The organism is Pantoea sp. X-Soil-MYKO-1785, from assembly GCF_059730675.1.
Genome location: NZ_AP036000.1, coordinates 1,387,102 through 1,407,814, shown reverse-complemented (window position 1 = coordinate 1,407,814; position 20,713 = coordinate 1,387,102). Strand labels below are relative to the sequence as shown.

Here is a 20,713-nt window from a genome sequence, read left to right as displayed (position 1 = left end):
TCATTGCGCGCTTTACGCACCCTATGACAACTGAGAGAGCGGCACTATGACGCAAACATTTATCCCGGGCAAAGATGCCGCGCTGGAAGACTCCATTACCCGTTTCCAGAATAAACTTCAGGACCTTGGCTTTAATATTGAAGAAGCCTCCTGGCTGAATCCTGTTCCCCATGTCTGGTCTGTGCATATTCGTGACCGCGATTGCCCGCTCTGCTTCACTAACGGCAAAGGCGCCAGCAAAAAAGCGGCGCTGGCCTCCGCGCTGGGCGAATATTTTGAACGCCTCTCAACCAATTATTTCTTCGCCGATTTCTGGTTAGGGAAAAGTATCGCCAACGGCGACTTCGTTCACTATCCCAATGAAAAATGGTTTGCGCTGCCGGCTGATGAATCACTGCCAGAGGGCATTCTTGATCCGCGTCTGCGGGCTTTTTATGACCCGGATAATGCGCTGACGGCAGCAGAGTTGATTGATCTGCAGTCCGGCAATGTCGAGCGCGGCATCTGCGCGCTGCCTTTCACCCGTCAGTCAGATCAGCAAACCGTCTACATTCCGATGAACATTATCGGCAACCTTTACGTTTCTAACGGTATGTCAGCCGGCAACACCGCCAATGAAGCGCGGGTTCAGGGACTGTCAGAAGTGTTTGAGCGCTACATTAAAAACCGCATCATTGCCGAAGCGATTAGCCTGCCGGCGATCCCGGATGCCGTTATGCAGCGCTATCCCGATGTGGTTGAAGCGATTGCGCGGCTGGAAGCTGAAGGATTCCCCATTTTTGCTTATGACGCCTCGCTGGGCGGCAAATACCCGGTCATCTGCGTGGTGTTGTTCAATCCGGCCAACGGCACCTGTTTCGCTTCATTCGGTGCCCACCCTGATTTTGGTGTGGCGCTGGAGCGCACCGTCACCGAATTATTGCAGGGCCGCAGCCTTAAAGATCTGGACGTGTTCACCCCGCCGACCTTTGATGATGAGGAAGTGGCAGAACACGCGAACCTTGAAACGCACTTCATTGACTCAAGTGGCCTGATCTCCTGGGATCTGTTCAAAGAGACCGCAGACTATCCATTTGTCGACTGGACGTTTGCCGGTACCACTGAGCAGGAATTTGCCACGCTGATGGCGATTTTCGCCGCTGAAGATCAGGAAGTTTATATTGCTGATTACGAGCACCTGGGCGTGTACGCCTGCCGCATTATTGTGCCTGGCATGTCAGACATCTATCCGGCGGAAGATTTATTGCTCGCAAATAACAGCATGGGCGCCGGTATGCGTGAAACCTTACTGGCCCTGCCTGACAGTAACTGGAATCCTGAAGAGTATCTGGATCTGATTGGGCAGCTTGATGATGAGGGCTTTGATGACTTTACCCGCGTGCGCGAACTGCTGGGTCTGGCGACCGGTAAAGATAATGGCTGGTACACGCTGCGCATTGGCGAACTAAAAGCGATGCTGGCGATGGCGGGCGGCGATCTTGAGCAGGCGTTGATCTGGACCGAATGGACGATGGAGTTCAACAGTTCAATCTTTACCCCGGAACGTGCCAACTATTATCGTTGCCTGCAAACCTTGCTGTTACTGGCAATGGAAGACGAGCGTGATCCCCTGCAATATCATCATGCGTTTGTACGTATGTATGGCACTGAGGCGATGGAAGCTGCTTCAGCAGCCATCAGCGGTGAGAGTCCGTTCTACGGACTTCAGGCGGTTGATCAGGAGCTGAAAGCATTCCCGGCTCATCAGTCTCTGCTTGCGGCCTATGAAAAGCTGCAAGCGGCCAAACGTCGTTACTGGCAAAGCGCGTAATTACCCGTTGCTGAACGGTAAATGACGCCTGACGCCCTGCTACCAGGCTGGCCTGATGGCAGGGCGTTATTTTTTATGAAACATTAGCGTCATTAAAATTATTTAGCGTCTCAACACTTCATTATCCTTAACATATCAGACAATAATAAATAACATTAGCCGCGCGTAAAAACTGCACAGAATTTTTATACTAAAATATATTTGTATTTTTAAAATTTATTTATTTTAGATAATTCAATCAGTTATAGAATATTATTTACTGCAGTCGGGCACGCATCGTCAGCTGCTCCGGCAAACATGATCCAAATCAATTACTGACCTATACTCCTTTGTTAGTATTTTTTCAGACAACTTATGGAGTAAGTTAGTGTGAAAGCTGACAACCCTTTTAATCTGTTACTACCGGCCGAGATGGCGAAAGTTGCTGAAGATGCAGGTATATACAAAGCAACTAAACATCCTTTTACCACCTTCTTTCTGGCGATAAACGCCGGCGTATTTATCTCCATTGCCTTTGTTTTTTATATCACAGCAACCACCGGTACCGCCGCAATGCCATATGGCATCGCCAAACTGATCGGTGGCATCTGTTTCTCTCTGGGTTTAATGCTGGTAGTGGTGTGTGGCGCCGACCTCTTTACCTCTACCGTTTTGATTGTGGTGGCCAAAGCCAGCGGACGCATCAGCTGGTCTCAACTGGCCCGCAACTGGATAAACGTCTATCTCGGTAACCTGGCAGGCGCGCTCTTCTTCGTCGGACTGATGTGGTTTGCCGGCGAGTACATGGTGGCGAATGGTGCCTGGGGACTAAACGTCCTGCAAACCGCTGACCACAAAATGCATCACACGTTTATTGAAGCGATGTGTCTGGGTATCCTGGCGAATTTGCTGGTCTGCCTGGCCGTCTGGATGAGTTATTCAGGCCGGACTCTCACCGATAAGCTGGTAGTGATGATCTTTCCTGTGGGGATGTTTGTCGCCAGTGGCTTTGAGCACAGCATTGCCAATATGTTTCTCATCCCTTTTGCCATTGTGATTCGCGACTTCGCAAGCCCTGAGTTCTGGCAGGCTACCGGCGCTACCGCTGCACAGTTCCAGTCGCTCACAGTCAGCAACTTTATTTTTGACAACCTGATTCCCGTCACCCTCGGCAATATTATCGGCGGCGGTGTACTGGTCGGGTTGACCTACTGGATCATCTATCTCCGTAACGGTGACCAGTCACATTAAACGCATTTTTGACGGCGCAATATGTTCACTGCGCCCGACCGTAAAGTCTCCTCATATAAGGCAGGTATATTATGACCGAACTTAATGCAAAACTGGCTTCAGCCTGGGAAGGATTTGCTGAAGGTGAATGGCAGAATAGCGTCAATGTGCGCGACTTCATCCAGAAAAACTACACACCGTATGAAGGTGATGAGTCTTTCCTGGCGGGTCCGACCGAAGCGACCACAAAATTATGGGAAAGCGTGCTCGAAGGCATTAAAATTGAGAACCGCACCCACGCGCCGGTAGATTTCGATACCGACCTGGCGTCAACCATTACTTCGCATGACGCTGGCTACATCATTAAGCCGCTGGAAAAAATCGTTGGTCTGCAGACCGAAGCCCCTTTAAAACGCGCCATTATTCCTTATGGCGGCATTAAAATGGTCGAAGGCTCATGCAAAGTTTATGGCCGTGAACTTGACCCGTCGCTGAAAAAAATCTTTACCGAATACCGTAAAACGCATAATCAGGGTGTGTTCGACGTTTATACCCCGGATATTCTGCGCTGCCGTAAATCAGGTATCCTGACCGGTCTGCCTGATGCTTACGGTCGTGGCCGCATCATCGGTGACTATCGCCGTGTGGCTTTATACGGTATCGACTATCTGATGGCGGACAAATACGCCCAGTTTGCTTCTTTACAAAGTGACCTGGAAAATGGCGTTAATCTGGAAGCCACTATCCGTCTGCGTGAAGAAATTTCCGATCAGCATCGTGCTCTGGGCCAGATTAAAGAGATGGCAGCCAAATATGGCCATGACATTTCAGGTCCGGCAACCAACGCTATGGAAGCGGTACAGTGGACTTACTACGGCTACCTGGCTGCGGTTAAATCACAGAACGGCGCCGCAATGTCGTTTGGTCGCGTCTCTACCTTCCTGGATATCTACATCGAACGTGACCTGAAAGCCGGTAAACTGACCGAAGAGCAGGCGCAGGAGTTGATTGACCACCTGGTAATGAAACTGCGTATGGTCCGTTTCCTGCGCACACCGGAATATGACGAACTGTTCTCTGGTGATCCAATCTGGGCAACCGAATCACTGGCAGGTATGGGCGTTGATGGCCGTACGCTGGTATCGAAAAGCACCTTCCGCTTCCTGAATACCCTTTACACCATGGGTCCTTCACCAGAGCCGAACATGACCATTCTGTGGTCTGAAAAACTGCCTATTAACTTCAAAAAATATGCAGCGAAAGTCTCCATCGATACCTCATCATTGCAGTATGAAAATGATGACCTGATGCGTCCGGATTTCGATAATGATGACTACGCCATCGCCTGCTGCGTCAGCCCGATGATCGTCGGCAAACAAATGCAGTTCTTCGGTGCGCGTGCCAACCTGGCGAAAACCCTGCTATACGCAATCAACGGCGGCGTTGATGAAAAAATGAAAATGCAGGTTGGACCGAAAGAAGACAAAATTACCGATGACGTGCTGGATTTCGACACCGTTATGGCGCGTATGGACCACTTCATGGACTGGCTGGCTAAACAGTATGTGACGTCGCTGAACATCATCCACTACATGCATGACAAGTACAGCTACGAAGCCGCACTGATGGCGCTGCATGACCGTGATGTTTATCGCACCATGGCCTGTGGTATTGCCGGTCTGTCGGTGGCAGCGGATTCACTGTCAGCCATTAAATATGCCAAAGTGAAACCGGTTCGTGATGAAGATGGTCTGGCGATTGACTTTGATATTGAAGGCGAATATCCGCAGTTTGGTAACAACGATCCGCGCGTTGATGACCTGGCCTGCGATCTGGTTGAGCGCTTCATGAAGAAAATTCAGCAGCTCAACACTTACCGCCATGCCGTTCCGACCCAGTCTGTCCTGACCATTACGTCTAACGTGGTTTACGGTAAGAAAACCGGTAACACTCCAGATGGTCGTCGTGCTGGCGCGCCATTCGGACCCGGTGCGAACCCAATGCACGGCCGCGATCAGAAAGGTGCGGTAGCGTCACTGACCTCGGTGGCTAAATTGCCGTTTGCCTACGCAAAAGATGGTATCTCTTACACCTTCTCGATTGTGCCAAACGCGCTGGGTAAAGATGATAACGTGCGTAAAGCTAACCTTGCCGGCCTGATGGATGGTTACTTCCATCATGAAGCCAGCATTGAAGGCGGTCAGCATCTTAACGTCAACGTGATGAACCGTGAAATGCTGCTGGACGCCATGGAGCATCCAGAGAACTATCCACAGCTGACCATCCGTGTTTCCGGTTACGCTGTACGCTTCAACTCGCTGACTAAAGAACAGCAGCAGGATGTGATTACCCGTACGTTTACGCAGTCACTGTAAACAACGCGCTATCCTGAATATAAAAAGGCTCCGCAAGGAGCCTTTTATTCAAAAGTCTGTTCTGATGGTGATCTCAGCCACGGTCACGACCAGAATCGATTTCCTGCCCTGAGCGCAACAGAGATTGCGCCGTCTGTCCCGGCAGACTCACTGGAGAATACATCGCAATGTCAGTCAACGGTCGTATCCACTCGTTCGAATCCTGCGGTACCGTCGATGGTCCCGGCATCCGTTTCATCACCTTCTTCCAGGGCTGCCTGATGCGCTGCCTCTACTGTCACAACCGTGACACCTGGGATACTCACGGAGGTAAAGAGATCAGCGTCGAGGCGTTGATGGCGGATGTCCTCTCTTATCGTCATTTTATGAACGCGTCAGGCGGCGGCGTCACGGCGTCAGGCGGTGAGGCAATACTTCAGGCTGAATTCGTGCGCGACTGGTTCCGCGCCTGTAAAGCTGAAGGCATTCACACCTGTCTTGATACCAACGGCTTTGTCCGCCGCTACGATCCGGTTATTGATGAGTTGCTTGAGGTCACCGATTTAGTGATGCTCGACCTCAAACAGATGAATGATGAGATCCACCAGATTCTGGTCGGCGTATCGAATCATCGCACGCTGGAATTTGCCCGCTACCTGCAGAAAAAAGGTAAGCGGACCTGGATTCGTTATGTGGTAGTGCCCGGCTATTCCGACGATGATGATAGCGTGCATCGGCTGGGTGAATTTACCCGTGATATGGAAAACGTTGAGAAGATTGAACTGTTGCCGTACCACGAACTGGGCAAGCATAAATGGATTGCGATGGGTGAAGAGTACAAGCTGGATGGCATAAAACCGCCGACTAAAGAGACGATGGAGCGGGTTAAAAATATTCTCGCCAGCTATGGTCACGAAGTAATGTACTGATTAGCCAGATAACAAGAGAAAGGGAGCCGGTGGCTCCCTTTTTTAATGTCCTGCCCTCAGGCATGCGCCACCGGTGTGGCATGATGATTCGCTTTACGCAGCAGCATCACCAGATAGATCAATGCCACCGCCGCAATCATCACAAACAGCAGCCGGTCAGAGTAATTTTGCATCAGCATTGAGGTCATACCCGGCCCCACCAGACTGCCAACGGTATAGCTCATCAGCAACGCCTGATTCATTGCCACCAGTTCATGGTGCGCCACCGTTTCGCAGGCCCAGGACATCGCCACTGGATAGAGCGTAAAACCAGCCAGCCCCAGCACAAACAGTGCCGGTGCCATCGCGGCGTTGGTCAGCATCGCCATCGCACCCAGAATCACCACAAATACCTGCACCCGTAATACCAGCATGCGGCCAAAGCGGTCAGCCAGCCGGCCAATGGGCCACTGACCGACGATACCAGCACTTACCAGCAGCGCCATCCAGTAACCTACATTGGCATCGCTCATGCCCTGGTGCGACAAATAGAGAGGCATCAGGCCGTAAAGCGAACCCAGCACGATGCCTGAGATGATGCAGCCATTGATGCCTAAGCGCGAACTGCGACGACGCAACATAGGCCAGATGCGTCCTGGTGCCGCTTCAGGCGGTTCACTGCTGGCGGAAACACGGGTGAAGACCAGCGGCAATACCGCGCAAAACACCAGGCTGGTTACCCACGGGATCACGCTTAGCAATTCTGTCGACAGCTTACTGACCAGCAGTTGACCGGCCACGGTGCCGAGATAGTAGACAATCATATAGGCCGCCAGTAACTGGCCGCGATTTCGCACCGTGCCGCTGCACAGCAAGGCGCTCTCCACCACTACCCACATCAGCGCACAACCAACGCCAGCGATAAATCGCAGTGAACTCCACGCCCAGAAGCCCTCCATCATCGCCAGACAGATGGTCGCCACGGCAAACAGGCCGGTGGCGAGATAGTAGCTTCGGTTGAACCCGTACTGCCTGATTAACCAGCCAGCCAGCACTGTGCCCGCGAGGTTACCGGTGTAATAGGATGAACTGACGATACCCACTTGCCATGTAGTCAGTAAGTCATGGGTCAGCCACAGCGGAACCAATGTGTTAAGCACGGCGATCGAGACGGTCATTAACAGCAGGCCGCAAAGCAGCAATATCACGGGGCGTGACCAGGTTGACATAGGGGACAGGAACCAAAGCAAATGAAGGAAATTGCGCGCAGTTTGCCACTGGCTTTTTTAAAGTCAATGGGCAGAAATTTGGCGCAGCACATTTTGCTGCGTCACAATTTAATTTACTAATCTTCAGTGGGTTACAAACAGACTAAGCGGCAGAGCCACAAATGCTATCTCTCTGAAAAACAGGATTTTTAACCCATTCAGCTGCACTGATATCGATAACGTTTATTTGTGATAAGTTCCTAAGAAGAACTAACCCTGCGCAGGGATAACAGACATAAAAAAACCCGGCCGAAGCCGGGTCTGCTATTCAGTGCGGGCTTAGCCGATAATCTCAACACCGTTCATGTACGGACGTAAAACCTCAGGCACCACGATGCGGCCATCCTGCTGCTGATAGTTTTCCAGCACCGCCACCAGCGTACGACCCACTGCCAGGCCTGAGCCATTCAGGGTATGAACCAGACGCGGTTTCTTATCCTGCTTGCTGCGGCAGCGCGCTTGCATACGCCGCGCCTGGAAATCGCCCATGTTGGAGCATGAGGAGATCTCGCGGTAGGTATTCTGAGCCGGTAACCAGACTTCCAGATCGTAGGTTTTAGTCGATCCAAAGCCCATATCGCCGGTACAGAGTAAAACCTTACGGTAAGGCAGGTTCAGCAGCTGCAGAACTTTCTCGGCGTGGCCGACCAGCTCTTCCAGCGCATCCATTGACTGTTCCGGCGTTACGATCTGCACCATCTCGACTTTATCGAACTGATGCATACGGATCAGGCCGCGAGTGTCACGGCCATAAGAACCGGCTTCAGAACGGAAGCAGGGAGTATGCGCAGTCAGCTTAACCGGCAGGCTCTCCTCTTCAAGAATCTCGTCACGCGCCAGGTTGGTCAGCGGGACTTCCGCCGTCGGGATCAGTGCATAGTGGCTGCTGTCTGATTCCTCTTCCAGCGGACGGGTATGGAACAGATCTTCACCGAACTTCGGCAACTGACCGGTACCGTACAGCGTTTCATGGTTGACCAGGTAAGGCACGTAGGTTTCGAGATAACCGTGCTGCTCAGTGTGCAGGTCGATCATGAACTGACTCAGGGCGCGATGCAGACGCGCGATCTGGCCCTGCATCACCACAAAGCGTGAACCGGTCAGCTTCACGGCGGCCGCAAAATCAAGCCCTTTTGCCGCTTCACCCAGCTCAACGTGATCTTTTACCTCGAAGTCGAACTGGCGCGGTTCGCCCCAGCGGCTGACTTCCTGGTTTTCGCTGTCATCTTTACCCAGCGGCACTTCATCCGCTGGAATGTTAGGCAGCGCCAGCGCAAAGTCACGAATTTGATTCTGCAGTTCATCCAGTTCTGCTTTAGCGGCATCCAGGCGTTCGCCCAGCGCATTCACTTCCTGACGCAGTGGCTCGATGTCTTCCCCACGGGCTTTGGCCTGGCCGATGGATTTGGATCGTGCATTGCGCTCCGCCTGCAGGTTTTCTGTTTCGACCTGCAAGACTTTACGACGCTCTTCAAGCGTACGCAGCGTTTCCACATCCAGTTTAAATCCCCGGCGTGCCAGTTTTTCTGCGACTGCGTCTGGCTCGTTACGCAGCAGATTGGGATCGAGCATGCTTATCCTGTGTATTTAAAAGTTGATTGAAAGAAGGGGCTCATTCCAGCGGAATGCGTTGAAATCCTTGACCACATTACCGTAACGTCTGTTTCAGCGGTAGCGTTTTGTCGGGCTATTTTGATCCTGCTCAGCCAGCCAGCTTAGCTTTTCACCAATCTTACCTTCGAGTCCACGCTGAGTAGGGACGTAATAGCGCGCCTGCGCCATTTCAGGTGGGAAGTAGACTTCGCCCGCCGCGTAGGCGTTCGCCTCGTCATGGGCATAGCGGTACTCTTTGCCCAGGCCCATCTCTTTCATCAGTTTGGTCGGAGCGTTACGCAGGTGTTCCGGCACGTCATAATCAGGCTGGTCGCGAGCATCACGCATGGCTGCTTTAAACGCGGTATAGACTGCGTTGCTTTTCGGTGCGCAGGCCAGATAGACGATCGCCTGAGCAATGGCGCGCTCCCCTTCCGCCGGGCCAACGCGGGTAAAACAGTCCCAGGCCGCAATCGCCACCTGCATGCCGCGCGGATCGGCATTGCCGACATCTTCAGAGGCAATCGCCAGCAGACGCCGTGCCACGTACAACGGATCGCCGCCAGCGGTGATAATCCGCGCGTACCAGTAAAGTGCAGCGTCCGGCGCAGAGCCGCGTACTGATTTATGCAGCGCCGAAATCAGATCGTAAAAGCGGTCGCCTTTGTTATCGAAGCGTGCTGAACGTTCGCCCGACACCTCATTCAGCAGTTGCGGCGTCAGTTCGCGCTGACCCGACGCGTTGGTTTCGGCCATGTCGGCCATCATCTCCAGCGTATTCAGCGCTCGACGTGCATCGCCATTGACCAGTTCAGCGATCATCCGGCGGGTATTCTCTGGCAGCACAATGTCGCTATTGCCATAGCCACGCGTTTTATCCTGCATCGCCTGATCCAGCACCTGCTCGATATCGTCGTGGGTCAGCGATTTCAACAGATAGACCCTGGCACGCGACAACAACGCTGAGTTCAGCTCAAACGAGGGATTCTCGGTGGTGGCACCGATAAAGGTGATGGTGCCATCTTCGATATGCGGTAAAAATGCATCCTGCTGGCTTTTGTTGAAGCGATGTACCTCATCAACGAACAGAATGGTGCGTCGCCCGACCTGTTTGCTCTGGCGGGCACGCTCAATGGCTTCACGAATCTCTTTGACGCCGGAGGTCACCGCCGAAATGCGCTCCACATCGGCATTGCCATAATGCGCAATAATTTCAGCCAGCGTGGTCTTGCCGGTCCCGGGTGGCCCCCACAGAATCATCGAGTGCAGATGGCCTGCTTCAATGGCACGCGGCAACGGCTTTCCGGCACCCAGCAGATGCTGCTGACCAATGTACTGTTTCAACGTTTCTGGCCGCATACGCGCGGCCAGAGGTTTGAAATTTTCAGTGGAAAAATCCAGGGACAGGTTACTCACTGTGACCTCACTGACGTTGATCGTCCACCGTTACGCCTTTAGGCGGAGTGAACGTAAATTTATCCGGGCTGATCGCGCCATTCTGCTGGCTTTTCAGCTGGTAATCGCTGCGCTGACCATCCTGTTCAATGGCGCTGAAGCGGTTAATGGTTCCGCCTGGCGTTACCTGAATAGTGAACTGTTTCAGGTTGCCGTCGCTGTTTTTCGGCGTCAGCTCGAAGTTGTCGCCCTGCTGTTTGATGTTGTACTGCTTCCAGTCATTAGACTGATTGCGGGCAATCAACATAAACGGGGTATTGCTGGTCGCATTCTGCAGCAGGCTGACGGTCGCCTGTTCAACAAAAGGATTGTAGAACCACAGCGATTTGCCGTCGGAAATGATGATGCTTTCATCCGGGGCGGTCATGTGCCAGTTAAACAGGCTGGGACGTTTTACCCACAGCTCGCCTTCCCCATCCTGCACGTTAGCACCGCTGCTGTCGGTCACTTTTTGAGTAAAACTGGCGTGGAAGCTGCTGACCTTGTTCAGGCGCTGTTGCAGATCACTGGAAGCATCAGCCAGGACGCTGGCTGAAGAAAAGGTGGCCAGCAGGCCAAGAGCGATTACGCGTAATTTCATCTGCTTCAATTCCTTATTTAAACGTTCCCATGAATAGCTGCATTAAGCCTGGTCGCCATTCCGCCATCAGAACAGGAGAATAAACCGAAAGCTCACTCAGATATGGGGTTATACCGCGTAAAAACAATGAGCCAGTCAGAACTGGCTCATTGATTAATGTTGCAAAACGTATCGTCACACGTCACATATCGTGCGGCGGTGGCGACAGTACTTCACGGTTACCATTGTGTCCCGGTGCAGAGACAATGCCCTGCGCTTCCATCTGTTCAATGATACGTGCGGCCCGGTTATAGCCGATGCGGAACTGACGCTGAACGCCGGAGATAGAGGCGCGACGTTTGTCGACCACAAAACCCACCGCCTGATCAAACAGCGGATCAAGCTCTTCATCACTGTCGATGCCGCCGCCGCCTTCGCTCTCTTCACCCGCGGTGATACTTTCAATGTATTGCGGACGACCGCGCGCTTTCCAGTCCTGAACCACAGCATGCACTTCCTGATCCCGGACAAACGCGCCGTGAACACGGACAGGCATAGACGAGTTTGGCGGCATGTAAAGCATGTCACCCATACCGAGTAACGATTCCGCGCCGCCCTGGTCGAGGATAGTACGGGAGTCAATTTTGCTCGACACGGTAAAGGCAATACGCGTCGGGATGTTGGCTTTAATCAGACCGGTAATCACATCCACCGAAGGACGCTGCGTCGCCAGTACCAGGTGAATACCGGCGGCACGGGCTTTCTGCGCCAGTCGGGCAATCAGCTCTTCAACTTTTTTCCCGACCGCCATCATCAGGTCAGCAAACTCATCGACCATCACCACGATGTAAGGCAGTTTTTCCAGCACCGGCGGCGTCATGTCCATACTGTCACCCGGTTTCCAGAACGGATCGGGGATAGGACGGCCCATCGCTTCGGCCTGCTCAACTTTTTCGTTGTAACCGGCCAGGTTACGCACGCCCAGCGCCGACATCAGCTTATAGCGACGTTCCATTTCACCGACACTCCAGCGCAGCGCATTGGCGGCGTCTTTCATGTCCGTAACCACTTCAGTCAGCAGATGCGGGATGCCTTCATAGACTGACAGCTCCAGCATTTTCGGGTCGATCATGATGAAGCGGACTTCTTCCGGCGTGGCTTTATACAGCATGCTGATAATCATGGCGTTAACGCCGACTGACTTACCGGAACCGGTGGTACCGGCGACCAGCAGGTGTGGCATTTTCGCCAGATCGGCCACCACCGGCTGACCCGCAATGTCTTTACCCAGCACCACCGCCAGCGGTGAAGGATTGTCGCGGAACTTAGGACAGTCCAGTACTTCTCGCAGGTAAACTGTCTGGCGATGCTTATTCGGCAATTCCAGACCGACATAAGGTTTACCCGGGATCACTTCCACTACACGCACCGCCACGGTGGAGAGTGAACGGGCCAGGTCCCGCGACAGGTTGGAGATACGCGCGGCTTTAACGCCCGGCGCTAAGTCCAGTTCGAAGCGGGTAATCACCGGGCCAGGTGAAATGCCAACCACTTCTGCTTTGACCCGGTAATCGCCTAAGCGCGACTCAACCAGTCGGGCGGTCTGTTCCAGAGAGAACATATCGACCGGCTCTTCCTCTTCTGGCGGTGCGGTCAGCAGATCCAGCGAAGGCAGAGGAGTAGATGGTTTCTCCAGCGGCTGTTCGTGACGCATCAGGAACGGATGGATCAGACTTTCATGCAGCGTCGGCTTAGCCTCTTCAACCGGCGCGGCGGCCGGCGAAGTATATGCGGCTGGCTGTGGAGCCGTCGGTGACGCTGTGTGCGGCTGCGGTGCGGCAGGTGCCGTATAGGCGGACTGCTCTGGCGCGGCGGGTGCAAAAGCGCCCGGTGCTGGCGTCTGTGCGGCTGCCGGTGAGGCAGAGTACGGCGACGGCGTCGCAGCCGATGCGGTATAGGCAGACTGCTGCGGCGCGGCAGGTGCCGGCACCTGCGCGGCTGACTGAGGCGTTGAAACCTCACGCGTCTGCTGCCATGGCTCATGCGAGGCGGCAGGTGCTTCCGGTTCCGGGGTGGCGGCTATCGTAAACAGCGGCTCGACCGGCCCCTCGTCGACCAGATCTTTCATCGGTGAGAAGTCAAAAGCAGACGCCGTATCCAGATTAAATAGCGGGGCCTCTTTTTTCACTTCCGGCTCATACCGTTGCTGTTGCTGTTCGGCGAACTGGCGAGCCAGCGCGGCCTGCTGCTGCGCTTCCTGCTCATCTTCGTCGTCCTGCTGCCAGCCAGTGCCATAACGCTGCTGCTGTTCAGACTGGAATGCCTGACGCAGTTCAGCCTGCTGCATCGCCTCTTCCGCTTCCGCTTCTAAAGGTGCAGCCGAAACACTCTCTTCGGTTTTCGCTTTCTCTTCCGCCATCCGCTGAGAGGGCAACTTAATGCCATACGAGGCCAGCTCGCGTCGGGTGGGCAGTTTTACCGGATTCGGACGCGGCAGTGCCGGACCGATGCCCTGCTTAACCTGCGGATTGAGGGTGGCTTCAGGCGCCAGATCGAACACTGGCGCGCTGCGCGTCGCCGCCTCAGCAGCCGTGGCTACGGCTGCGGTCGGTGCGGCAGGTATGGATTGCGTATCACGCCAGTTACCCATCTTAGGTTCATTATCGTCATCAGCGTTGAACGACGATGAAGCGGGCGCTTCATCTGGCATTTCAAAGCGATATAACGGCGGATTCTCCGCTGGCGCGTGATGCGCAGACGTACCGGCTGCGGCGAATGCAGACTCAGTAGCGTGACTGGCTACCGGTGCAGCGCTTTGCGGTGCCGTATAGGCCGGAGAAGCAGCTGGCTGCGAGACAGGTGCAGAGGCTACGGGCGCAGGTGATGCCGCAGACGTTGCTGGCGCTGGGGACGTTGCAGACGTGGCTGGTGCAGAGACTGCCGCTGGGGCGATCTCCCCTTCTGCCGCTTGGGTGGTGGCCGCTACGGCCGCGCTGGTCGCCGCAGCAGCTTTCGCCAGCAGCGGATCCTGCTGAGAAAGTTCCGCCCCGGCAGCCGCACTGCGCGGTGCCGAGAGCAACACATCGTCATCATCGTCAGGGTCAGCAGCACGCAGCAGCGGCGCGTCAGTATGCTCGCGCGCTTCCGGTTCATCCTCTTCTTCCTGCCAGGGTTCATCGTGGCGCGACCGGTTACTGGCAAACGTCAGCACGCCCATCACCACGCCACCAATTTTTTCGGCGATAGCCAGCCATGACCAGCCGGTATAGAGCGTAATGCCGGCCGCCCAGACGCAGAGTAAGGCCAGCGTGCCGCCCGCCGGGCTAAACCACGGGGCAATCGCATTACTCACCAGGCTGCCGATCACGCCGCCTGAGGCGAAATACCAGATGTCATCTGCATTCAACGCCGCCATACCGCAGGTGGTGACCACCAGCGCCAGCACGCCGATCAGACGCAAGCCAACGGCGAAATAGTCAAAATAATCCTGGTTATCGCGCTGACGGAACGCAATCCAGCACAGGCCGAGGATCACCGGAGGAATGGCGTAGGCCATCACACCAAAGATGAAAAGTAAGGTGTCAGCCAGCCAGGCGCCAACGCTGCCGCCAATGTTGTGAATGGGTTCATGCCAGGCCGTTTGCGACCAGCTCGGGTCGGAAGGGTTAAAACTGACCAGAGAAACCATCAGGTAGATGGCAAAAAGCGCCACCAGGATGAGCAACGCTTCCAGCAGACGACGTCCACTGCTCAGCGATTGTAACGAAACGTCTTTATCTTCTGTGTATTCCTGGCTCAAGAGAACTCTCCAGGTGCCTGTAAAGTAAGAAGCAACAGCGTCGGGCTAGCCCGACGCTGGTCCTGTATGAATTCACAGGAGTGTACCGAAATCTCACAGGTTTTGCACCTGCCCCGCATTAGCGAGTTTTGATTACCAGCCGATTGCTTTGTTTAACCTCTTCCATCACCACGTAGGTCCGCGTGTCGTTTACGCCTGGCAGGCGCAGCAGGGTTTCACCCAGCAGTTTACGGTAAGCGGACATATCAGGTACGCGCGTTTTCAGCAGGTAGTCGAAATCGCCAGAAACGAGGTGACACTCTTGAGTTTCCTCAAGTTTTTGTACAGCGGCGTTAAATTGCTCAAACACATCGGGCGCACCACGATTCAGAGTAATCTCAACAAACACCAGCAGTGAAGCATCAAGATAATGTGGGTTTAACTGCGCGGTATAGCCAAGGATAAAACCCTGACGTTCGAGACGACGCACACGCTCAAGACATGGCGTAGGCGATAATCCTACGCGTTTGGAAAGTTCCACGTTTGAAATGCGACCATCTTTCTGAAGCTCATTCAGAATATTCCTGTCAATTCTGTCGAGGTCTTTCCCGGGGCGTTTCTTATTGTCTACCATTATTATTGTCTCTCTTAATTCCTTCCCTTTACCTGCCACGCCCTGAAAACGCTCATTGTTCGGGGCATTTCTGAAGTGAACTAACCGAGCCTGTGCGCTTTCACACTCATCCGTATGACGCATGTTGTCTGTCCACATCATGCGTCATTACCAATATCAGGCTGCATTTATTCGGTGTTGTGTGCAAAACAGGAGAGGAAACCCTGTTTTGTTCCGATTAATGTTATTCGCTTCTGATAATGTTTTCGCAAAAGCGCAGGCGATTGTCAAAGTAAAATGTCCAAATTCAGTACAAGATGCCAGACAGACCGCTGGGTATCTGTTTTTAAATGAGTATTTTTGAACTGCTGCACCAGCAAAAACCGATTTTTGCCCCCTTTTGGCGCAGCAGGCAGGCGAAAAGCGGACTCATCGTCTACGCCGTTTGCAGCTATCGTTAACAAAATTGCCTAAGCCTTGTCATTGCCGCTGGATATTCCCTACAATCGCAGGCTATGTCAGCCGAATGAAACTGAGGAACGCATGAGTACGGCCAAACACAGTAAGTTACTCATTCTGGGCTCCGGTCCAGCGGGTTATACCGCAGCCGTTTATGCTGCACGCGCCAACCTGAATCCGGTATTGATCACCGGCCTGGAAAAAGGCGGACAGCTGACCACCACCACCGAGGTGGAAAACTGGCCGGGTGACCCGCACGATCTGACAGGTCCATCGCTGATGGAACGCATGCATGAGCACGCCGAAAAATTCAATACTGAGATCATTTTCGACCATATCCACACGGTCGATCTACAGAATCGTCCGTTCCGCCTGACCGGCGACAGCGGTGAATACACTGCCGATGCGCTGATCATTGCGACCGGCGCCTCCGCCCGCTACCTTGGCCTGCCGTCGGAAGAGGCGTTTAAAGGCAAAGGGGTTTCCGCTTGCGCCACCTGCGATGGCTTCTTCTATCGCAACCAAAAAGTGGCGGTGATCGGCGGCGGTAACACCGCGGTGGAAGAGGCGCTTTATCTCGCTAACATCGCGGCGGAAGTGCACCTGATCCATCGTCGTGACAGTTTCCGGGCAGAGAAGATCCTGATTGATCGCCTGATGGAAAAAGTCCGCAACGGCAATATCGTGCTGCACACCCATCGTACACTGGAAGAAGTGGTAGGCGATCAGATGGGCGTTACCGGCCTGACGTTACGTTCAACCCTGAACAGTGAAGAGACCGAAGCCCTGGAGGTCGCAGGCCTGTTCGTGGCAATCGGCCACAGCCCGAATACCGCCATCTTTGACGGTCAGCTTGAACTGGAAAATGGTTACATCAAAGTTCAGTCTGGCCTGCACGGTAATGCGACCCAGACCAGCATTCCTGGGGTGTTTGCCGCGGGTGATGTCATGGACCATATCTATCGCCAGGCGATTACGTCTGCCGGCACCGGCTGTATGGCTGCGTTAGATGCTGAACGTTTCCTTGACGGGCTGGTTAAAAACGATAAGTAAGTTGTTAACCCTCTGATCTCAAATGTTCCGGGCGACTGTTTTTCAGTCGCCTTTTTTATTGCCCGCATGCTAGATTCTTGCGCCTGAACGGGATGAAAATGCCCGATTATTTTCATCGCTCATCGGCTCAACGCAGGGTCTCGCATGGACAAAACCCGACAGCAGCACCTCACCCGCTGGCTTCGTCAGCAACGTCATTTCGCCGGTCGCTGGTTGCGACTGAGCACGCTGCTGGGCGTGGTTAGCGCACTGTTGATCATTGTTCAGGCCGCACTGCTGGCTTCGCTGCTGCAGGCACTGATTGTTGAACAGCAACCGCGTGCTGCACTGGCCAGCGAGATGCTGCTGCTGTTGCTCTGTTTCATGCTGCGCGCCGCGATAAATTATGCCCGCGAACGGGTCGGTTACCGTGCCGGCCAGGCTATTCGTCAGGCATTACGTAAACAGGTGTTAGATCGCTTATCGGCGCTGGGTCCGGCATGGATTCAGGGCAAGCCCGCGGGCAGCTGGGCCACCCTGCTGCTCGAGCAAATCGAAGAGATGCAGGACTATTATGCCCGCTACCTGCCGCAAATGACGCTGGCCGTGCTGATCCCCTGCTGCATCTTGCTGGCGATCTTTCCGCTTAACTGGACGGCGGGTTTGATTCTGTTTGCGACCGCGCCGCTGATTCCGCTGTTTATGGCGCTGGTCGGGATGGGTGCAGCCGAAGCAAACCGCCGCAACTTTCTGGTGCTGGCGCGTCTGAGCGGTAACTTCCTTGATCGCTTACGCGGCCGCGAAACGCTGCGGTTGTTTCACCGCGGCGAGGCGGAGCAGCAGGCGGTGGCGGCAGCCACTACCGACTTCCGTCAGCGCACCATGGAAGTGCTTCGTCTGGCCTTTCTCTCTTCGGCGGTACTTGAATTCTTCGCCTCGTTAGCGATTGCCGTGGTGGCGGTTTATTTTGGTTTTTCTTATCTCGGCGAACTGCACTTCGGCGATTACGGCCAGGGCGTCACCCTGTTTGCGGGTTTCCTGGTGCTGATTCTCGCACCGGAATTCTTCCAGCCGCTGCGCGATTTAGGGGCGTTTTACCATGCGAAAGCGCAGGCCGTCGGCGGTGCCGATGCGCTCGAACAGTTCATGCAGGGCAGCCCAACCAGCGGCCCGGCGCAGGGTGACATGCCGTTTACTGCCAGCGCCCCGCTTACTCTTGCTGCGGTCGATCTGTTGGTCTTTGCGCCGGATGGCCAGCCGCTGTGTGGCCCGCTGACCTTTACCCTGGCGCCAGGCGAGCGCGTCGCGCTGGTTGGTCAAAGCGGTGCCGGCAAAACGGCCCTGATGAACGCCCTGCTCGGTTTTCTGCCCTACCAGGGCTCGCTGAAGGCGAACGGGGTGGAAGTCCGCGACATACGCCGTACTGACTGGCATCAGCAGCTCAGCTGGGTCGGGCAGAATCCTCAGTTACCGGCCGCCACGCTGCGTGACAATATTGTGATGAACGCCAGCTGGGATGCGGTACGCTTTGCCGCTGTGCTCGAGACCAGTGGCGTTAACGAATTTCTGCCACGGCTGCCACAGGGAATTGAGACACCGCCCGGCGATGGCGGCAACCAGCTGTCGGTCGGCCAGGCACAGCGCATTGCGGTGGCGCGCGCGCTCTACAAACCCTCGCATTTGCTGCTGCTGGATGAACCGGCAGCCAGTCTGGATGCGCTTAGTGAACGTCATGTGATGCAGGCGCTGAATCAGGCAGCTACCCAACAGACCACGTTGATGATCACCCATCAGCTTGATGCATTAAGCAACTGGCAGACGCTGTGGGTGATGGAGGCCGGCAAACTGGTGCAACAGGGTGACTGGCAGACGCTATCGCAACAAGCGGGCCCGTTCAGTCAGATGCTGAAACACCGTCAACAGGAGATTGGCTGATGTCCGCTCTACGTCCGTTTCTGCGCCTCTGGCTGCGTCACCCTTTTCGCCTGGCGCTGGGAGTAGTGCTGGCGATCCTCACCTTACTGGCCAGCATTGGTTTACTGACGCTCTCCGGCTGGTTCCTTGCCGCCTCATCAGTGGCCGGCGTGGCCGGGCTTTACAGTTTCAACTATATGCTGCCTGCTGCTGGCGTTCGCGGCGCAGCCATCATCCGCACCGCCGCCCGCTATGCTGAACGGCTGGTCAGCCACGACGCGACTTTCCGGGTATTGCAGCATCTGCGGGTGCATACTTTCAGCCGCCTGATTGCTCTTTCACCGGGCCAACTGTCGCGTTTTCGCCAGGCCGATCTGCTCAACCGTTTTGTTGCAGACGTCGATACGCTTGATCATCTCTATCTGCGGGTCATTTCCCCGCTGGCGGGTGCGCTGGTGGTAACGATGGTGGTTACCCTCGGCCTGAGTTTTATCGATTTGCAGCTGGGACTCACGCTGGGCGCTATCATGCTGGGCACGCTGATTATCCTGCCGGCGCTGTTTTATCGCCTTGGCTCACCAGCCGGGGTAGCCATTGCCGGTGGCCGGGCCCGCTGGCGCACCCAGCTGATGCACTGGCTGGCCGGCCAGGCCGAACTTACCCTGTATGGCGCTTCACCGACGTGGCGTAAACAGCTTGATGAGCAGGAACAGCACTGGCTGTGTGCGCAGGGCCAGCAGCTGCGGTTACAGGCTGCCGCGCAGAGTCTGCTGTTGCTGATCAGTGGCCTGACGGTGACCTCGCTACTGTGGCTGAGCGCGGGTAGCATCAGCGAACAGCAGTTACCCGGCGCACTGATCGCGCTGGTGGTTTTTTGTTCGCTGGCGGCATTCGAAGCGCTGGCCCCGGTTGCCGCTGCTTTTCTGCCAATGTCGCAGGTGATCACGTCGGCACAGCGGGTTAATGACATTATCGATCAGGTGCCGGCAATCACTTTTCCCGCACAGGGCCGCGCCCGGACCGGTAGCCTGGCGGTAAAGATTGAGCAGCTTGATTTCAGCTATCCCGATCGTCCGGATAAGGTGCTGAATCAGTTTTCGCTGCGGCTTAACGCGGGTGAGCACATTGCGCTGCTCGGACCGACCGGCTGTGGCAAATCAACCTTGCTGGCGCTGCTGACGCGCGCCTGGGAGAGCCAGCCTGGCGCGATCGGCCTGAACGATCTGCCGATCGCCGCCTGGCCGGAAGCAGAACTGCGCCAGCGTATCAGCGTAGTGACTCAGCGGGTTCATCTGTTCAGCCAGAGCCTGCGTGATAACCTGCTGCTGGCCTGCCCCACCGCCAGCGATGAGAGATTACGTCAGGTGCTGATCGACACCGGCCTGCAGCGCCTGCTGGAGACGCCAGAGGGTTTAAATGCCTGGCTGGGCGAAGGTGGCCGACCACTCTCGGGTGGTGAGCTGCGGCGCCTGGCGATAGCCCGGGCACTGCTGCATAACGGCGATCTCTGGCTGCTGGATGAACCCACCGAAGGGCTGGACGCCACCACTGAACAGCACATCCTCAGCCTGCTGCAGCGGCTTACGATCGGCAAAACGGTGATGATGGTGACGCATCGCCTGAGCGGGCTGGAGCAGATGGACCGCATTTGTGTGATGGATAACGGTGCGATTGTCGAGCAAGGCAGCCATGCCGAATTAATCTCAAAAGCGGGCCGCTACTGGCGTTTCCAACAGCGGATTGCGCTATAGTCTGGCGACA

At 55.0% G+C, this 20,713-nt stretch carries 13 protein-coding genes; 7 read left to right on the top strand and 6 right to left on the bottom strand.

The genetic code is table 11. The annotated features are described in order from the left end of the window. Window positions 1-46 precede the first annotated feature (46 nt). The 4 genes from ycaO (at window position 47) to pflA (ending at window position 6,302) form a co-directional block, all read left to right on the top strand. Window positions 47-1,810 carry a 30S ribosomal protein S12 methylthiotransferase accessory factor YcaO gene (gene ycaO, locus AC6I8D_RS06525; RefSeq protein WP_312052745.1) on the top strand — a complete coding sequence of 588 codons (1,764 nt, stop codon included), beginning with the start codon at window positions 47-49 and terminating at the stop codon, window positions 1,808-1,810. A gap of 369 nt (window positions 1,811-2,179) precedes the next feature. Beyond that, window positions 2,180-3,040, top strand: coding sequence for a formate transporter FocA (gene focA, locus AC6I8D_RS06520; protein ID WP_279809371.1), 861 nt, complete (start codon window positions 2,180-2,182; stop codon window positions 3,038-3,040). A 71-nt stretch (window positions 3,041-3,111) separates the two neighbouring features. Continuing rightward, on the top strand, window positions 3,112-5,394 hold the full coding sequence (pflB, locus tag AC6I8D_RS06515) for a formate C-acetyltransferase (RefSeq protein WP_312052749.1): 2,283 nt from the start codon (window positions 3,112-3,114) through the stop codon (window positions 5,392-5,394). A 167-nt stretch (window positions 5,395-5,561) separates the two neighbouring features. After that, window positions 5,562-6,302 (top strand): pyruvate formate lyase 1-activating protein, encoded by a 741-nt coding sequence (gene pflA, locus AC6I8D_RS06510; RefSeq protein WP_312052750.1) that lies wholly within the window; start codon window positions 5,562-5,564, stop codon window positions 6,300-6,302. Between the two features lie 56 nt (window positions 6,303-6,358). On the opposite strand, the gene AC6I8D_RS06505 is transcribed toward pflA, so the two are convergent. The 6 genes from AC6I8D_RS06505 to lrp form a co-directional block, all read right to left on the bottom strand. Next, window positions 6,359-7,510, bottom strand: a complete 1,152-nt coding sequence (locus tag AC6I8D_RS06505; protein WP_312052751.1) for an MFS transporter — start codon at window positions 7,508-7,510, stop codon at window positions 6,359-6,361. Window positions 7,511-7,828: 318 nt separating this feature from the next. Beyond that, window positions 7,829-9,121, bottom strand: a complete 1,293-nt coding sequence (gene serS, locus AC6I8D_RS06500) for a serine--tRNA ligase (protein ID WP_312052753.1) — start codon at window positions 9,119-9,121, stop codon at window positions 7,829-7,831. Between the two features lie 93 nt (window positions 9,122-9,214). After that, window positions 9,215-10,558, bottom strand: coding sequence for a replication-associated recombination protein A (locus AC6I8D_RS06495; RefSeq protein ID WP_312052755.1), 1,344 nt, complete (start codon window positions 10,556-10,558; stop codon window positions 9,215-9,217). A 7-nt stretch (window positions 10,559-10,565) separates the two neighbouring features. Further along, window positions 10,566-11,177: an outer membrane lipoprotein periplasmic chaperone LolA gene (gene lolA / locus AC6I8D_RS06490; RefSeq protein ID WP_031376650.1), complete on the bottom strand. Its 612-nt coding sequence runs from the start codon at window positions 11,175-11,177 to the stop codon at window positions 10,566-10,568. 181 nt (window positions 11,178-11,358) lie between these two features. Next, window positions 11,359-14,955, bottom strand: coding sequence for a DNA translocase FtsK 4TM domain-containing protein (locus tag AC6I8D_RS06485; RefSeq protein WP_497819813.1), 3,597 nt, complete (start codon window positions 14,953-14,955; stop codon window positions 11,359-11,361). A 118-nt stretch (window positions 14,956-15,073) separates the two neighbouring features. Then, complete coding sequence (gene lrp / locus AC6I8D_RS06480) at window positions 15,074-15,568, bottom strand: leucine-responsive transcriptional regulator Lrp (RefSeq protein ID WP_006118610.1); 495 nt, start codon at window positions 15,566-15,568, stop codon at window positions 15,074-15,076. Window positions 15,569-16,090: 522 nt separating this feature from the next. On the opposite strand from lrp, the gene trxB reads away from it, so the two are divergent. The 3 genes from trxB to cydC all read left to right on the top strand — a co-directional run bounded on the left by trxB (window position 16,091) and on the right by cydC (window position 20,703). Further along, window positions 16,091-17,059: a thioredoxin-disulfide reductase gene (trxB, locus tag AC6I8D_RS06475; protein ID WP_312052760.1), complete on the top strand. Its 969-nt coding sequence runs from the start codon at window positions 16,091-16,093 to the stop codon at window positions 17,057-17,059. Between the two features lie 144 nt (window positions 17,060-17,203). Continuing rightward, window positions 17,204-18,973, top strand: a complete 1,770-nt coding sequence (gene cydD / locus AC6I8D_RS06470) for a heme ABC transporter permease/ATP-binding protein CydD (protein WP_312756447.1) — start codon at window positions 17,204-17,206, stop codon at window positions 18,971-18,973. Then, the gene (cydC, locus tag AC6I8D_RS06465) at window positions 18,973-20,703 is read left to right on the top strand and encodes a heme ABC transporter ATP-binding protein/permease CydC (protein ID WP_497819812.1); all 1,731 of its coding nucleotides are present in this window, start codon (window positions 18,973-18,975) and stop codon (window positions 20,701-20,703) included. Before cydD ends, cydC begins: the two co-directional genes overlap by 1 nt. The last annotated feature ends 10 nt before the right edge of the window (window positions 20,704-20,713 follow it).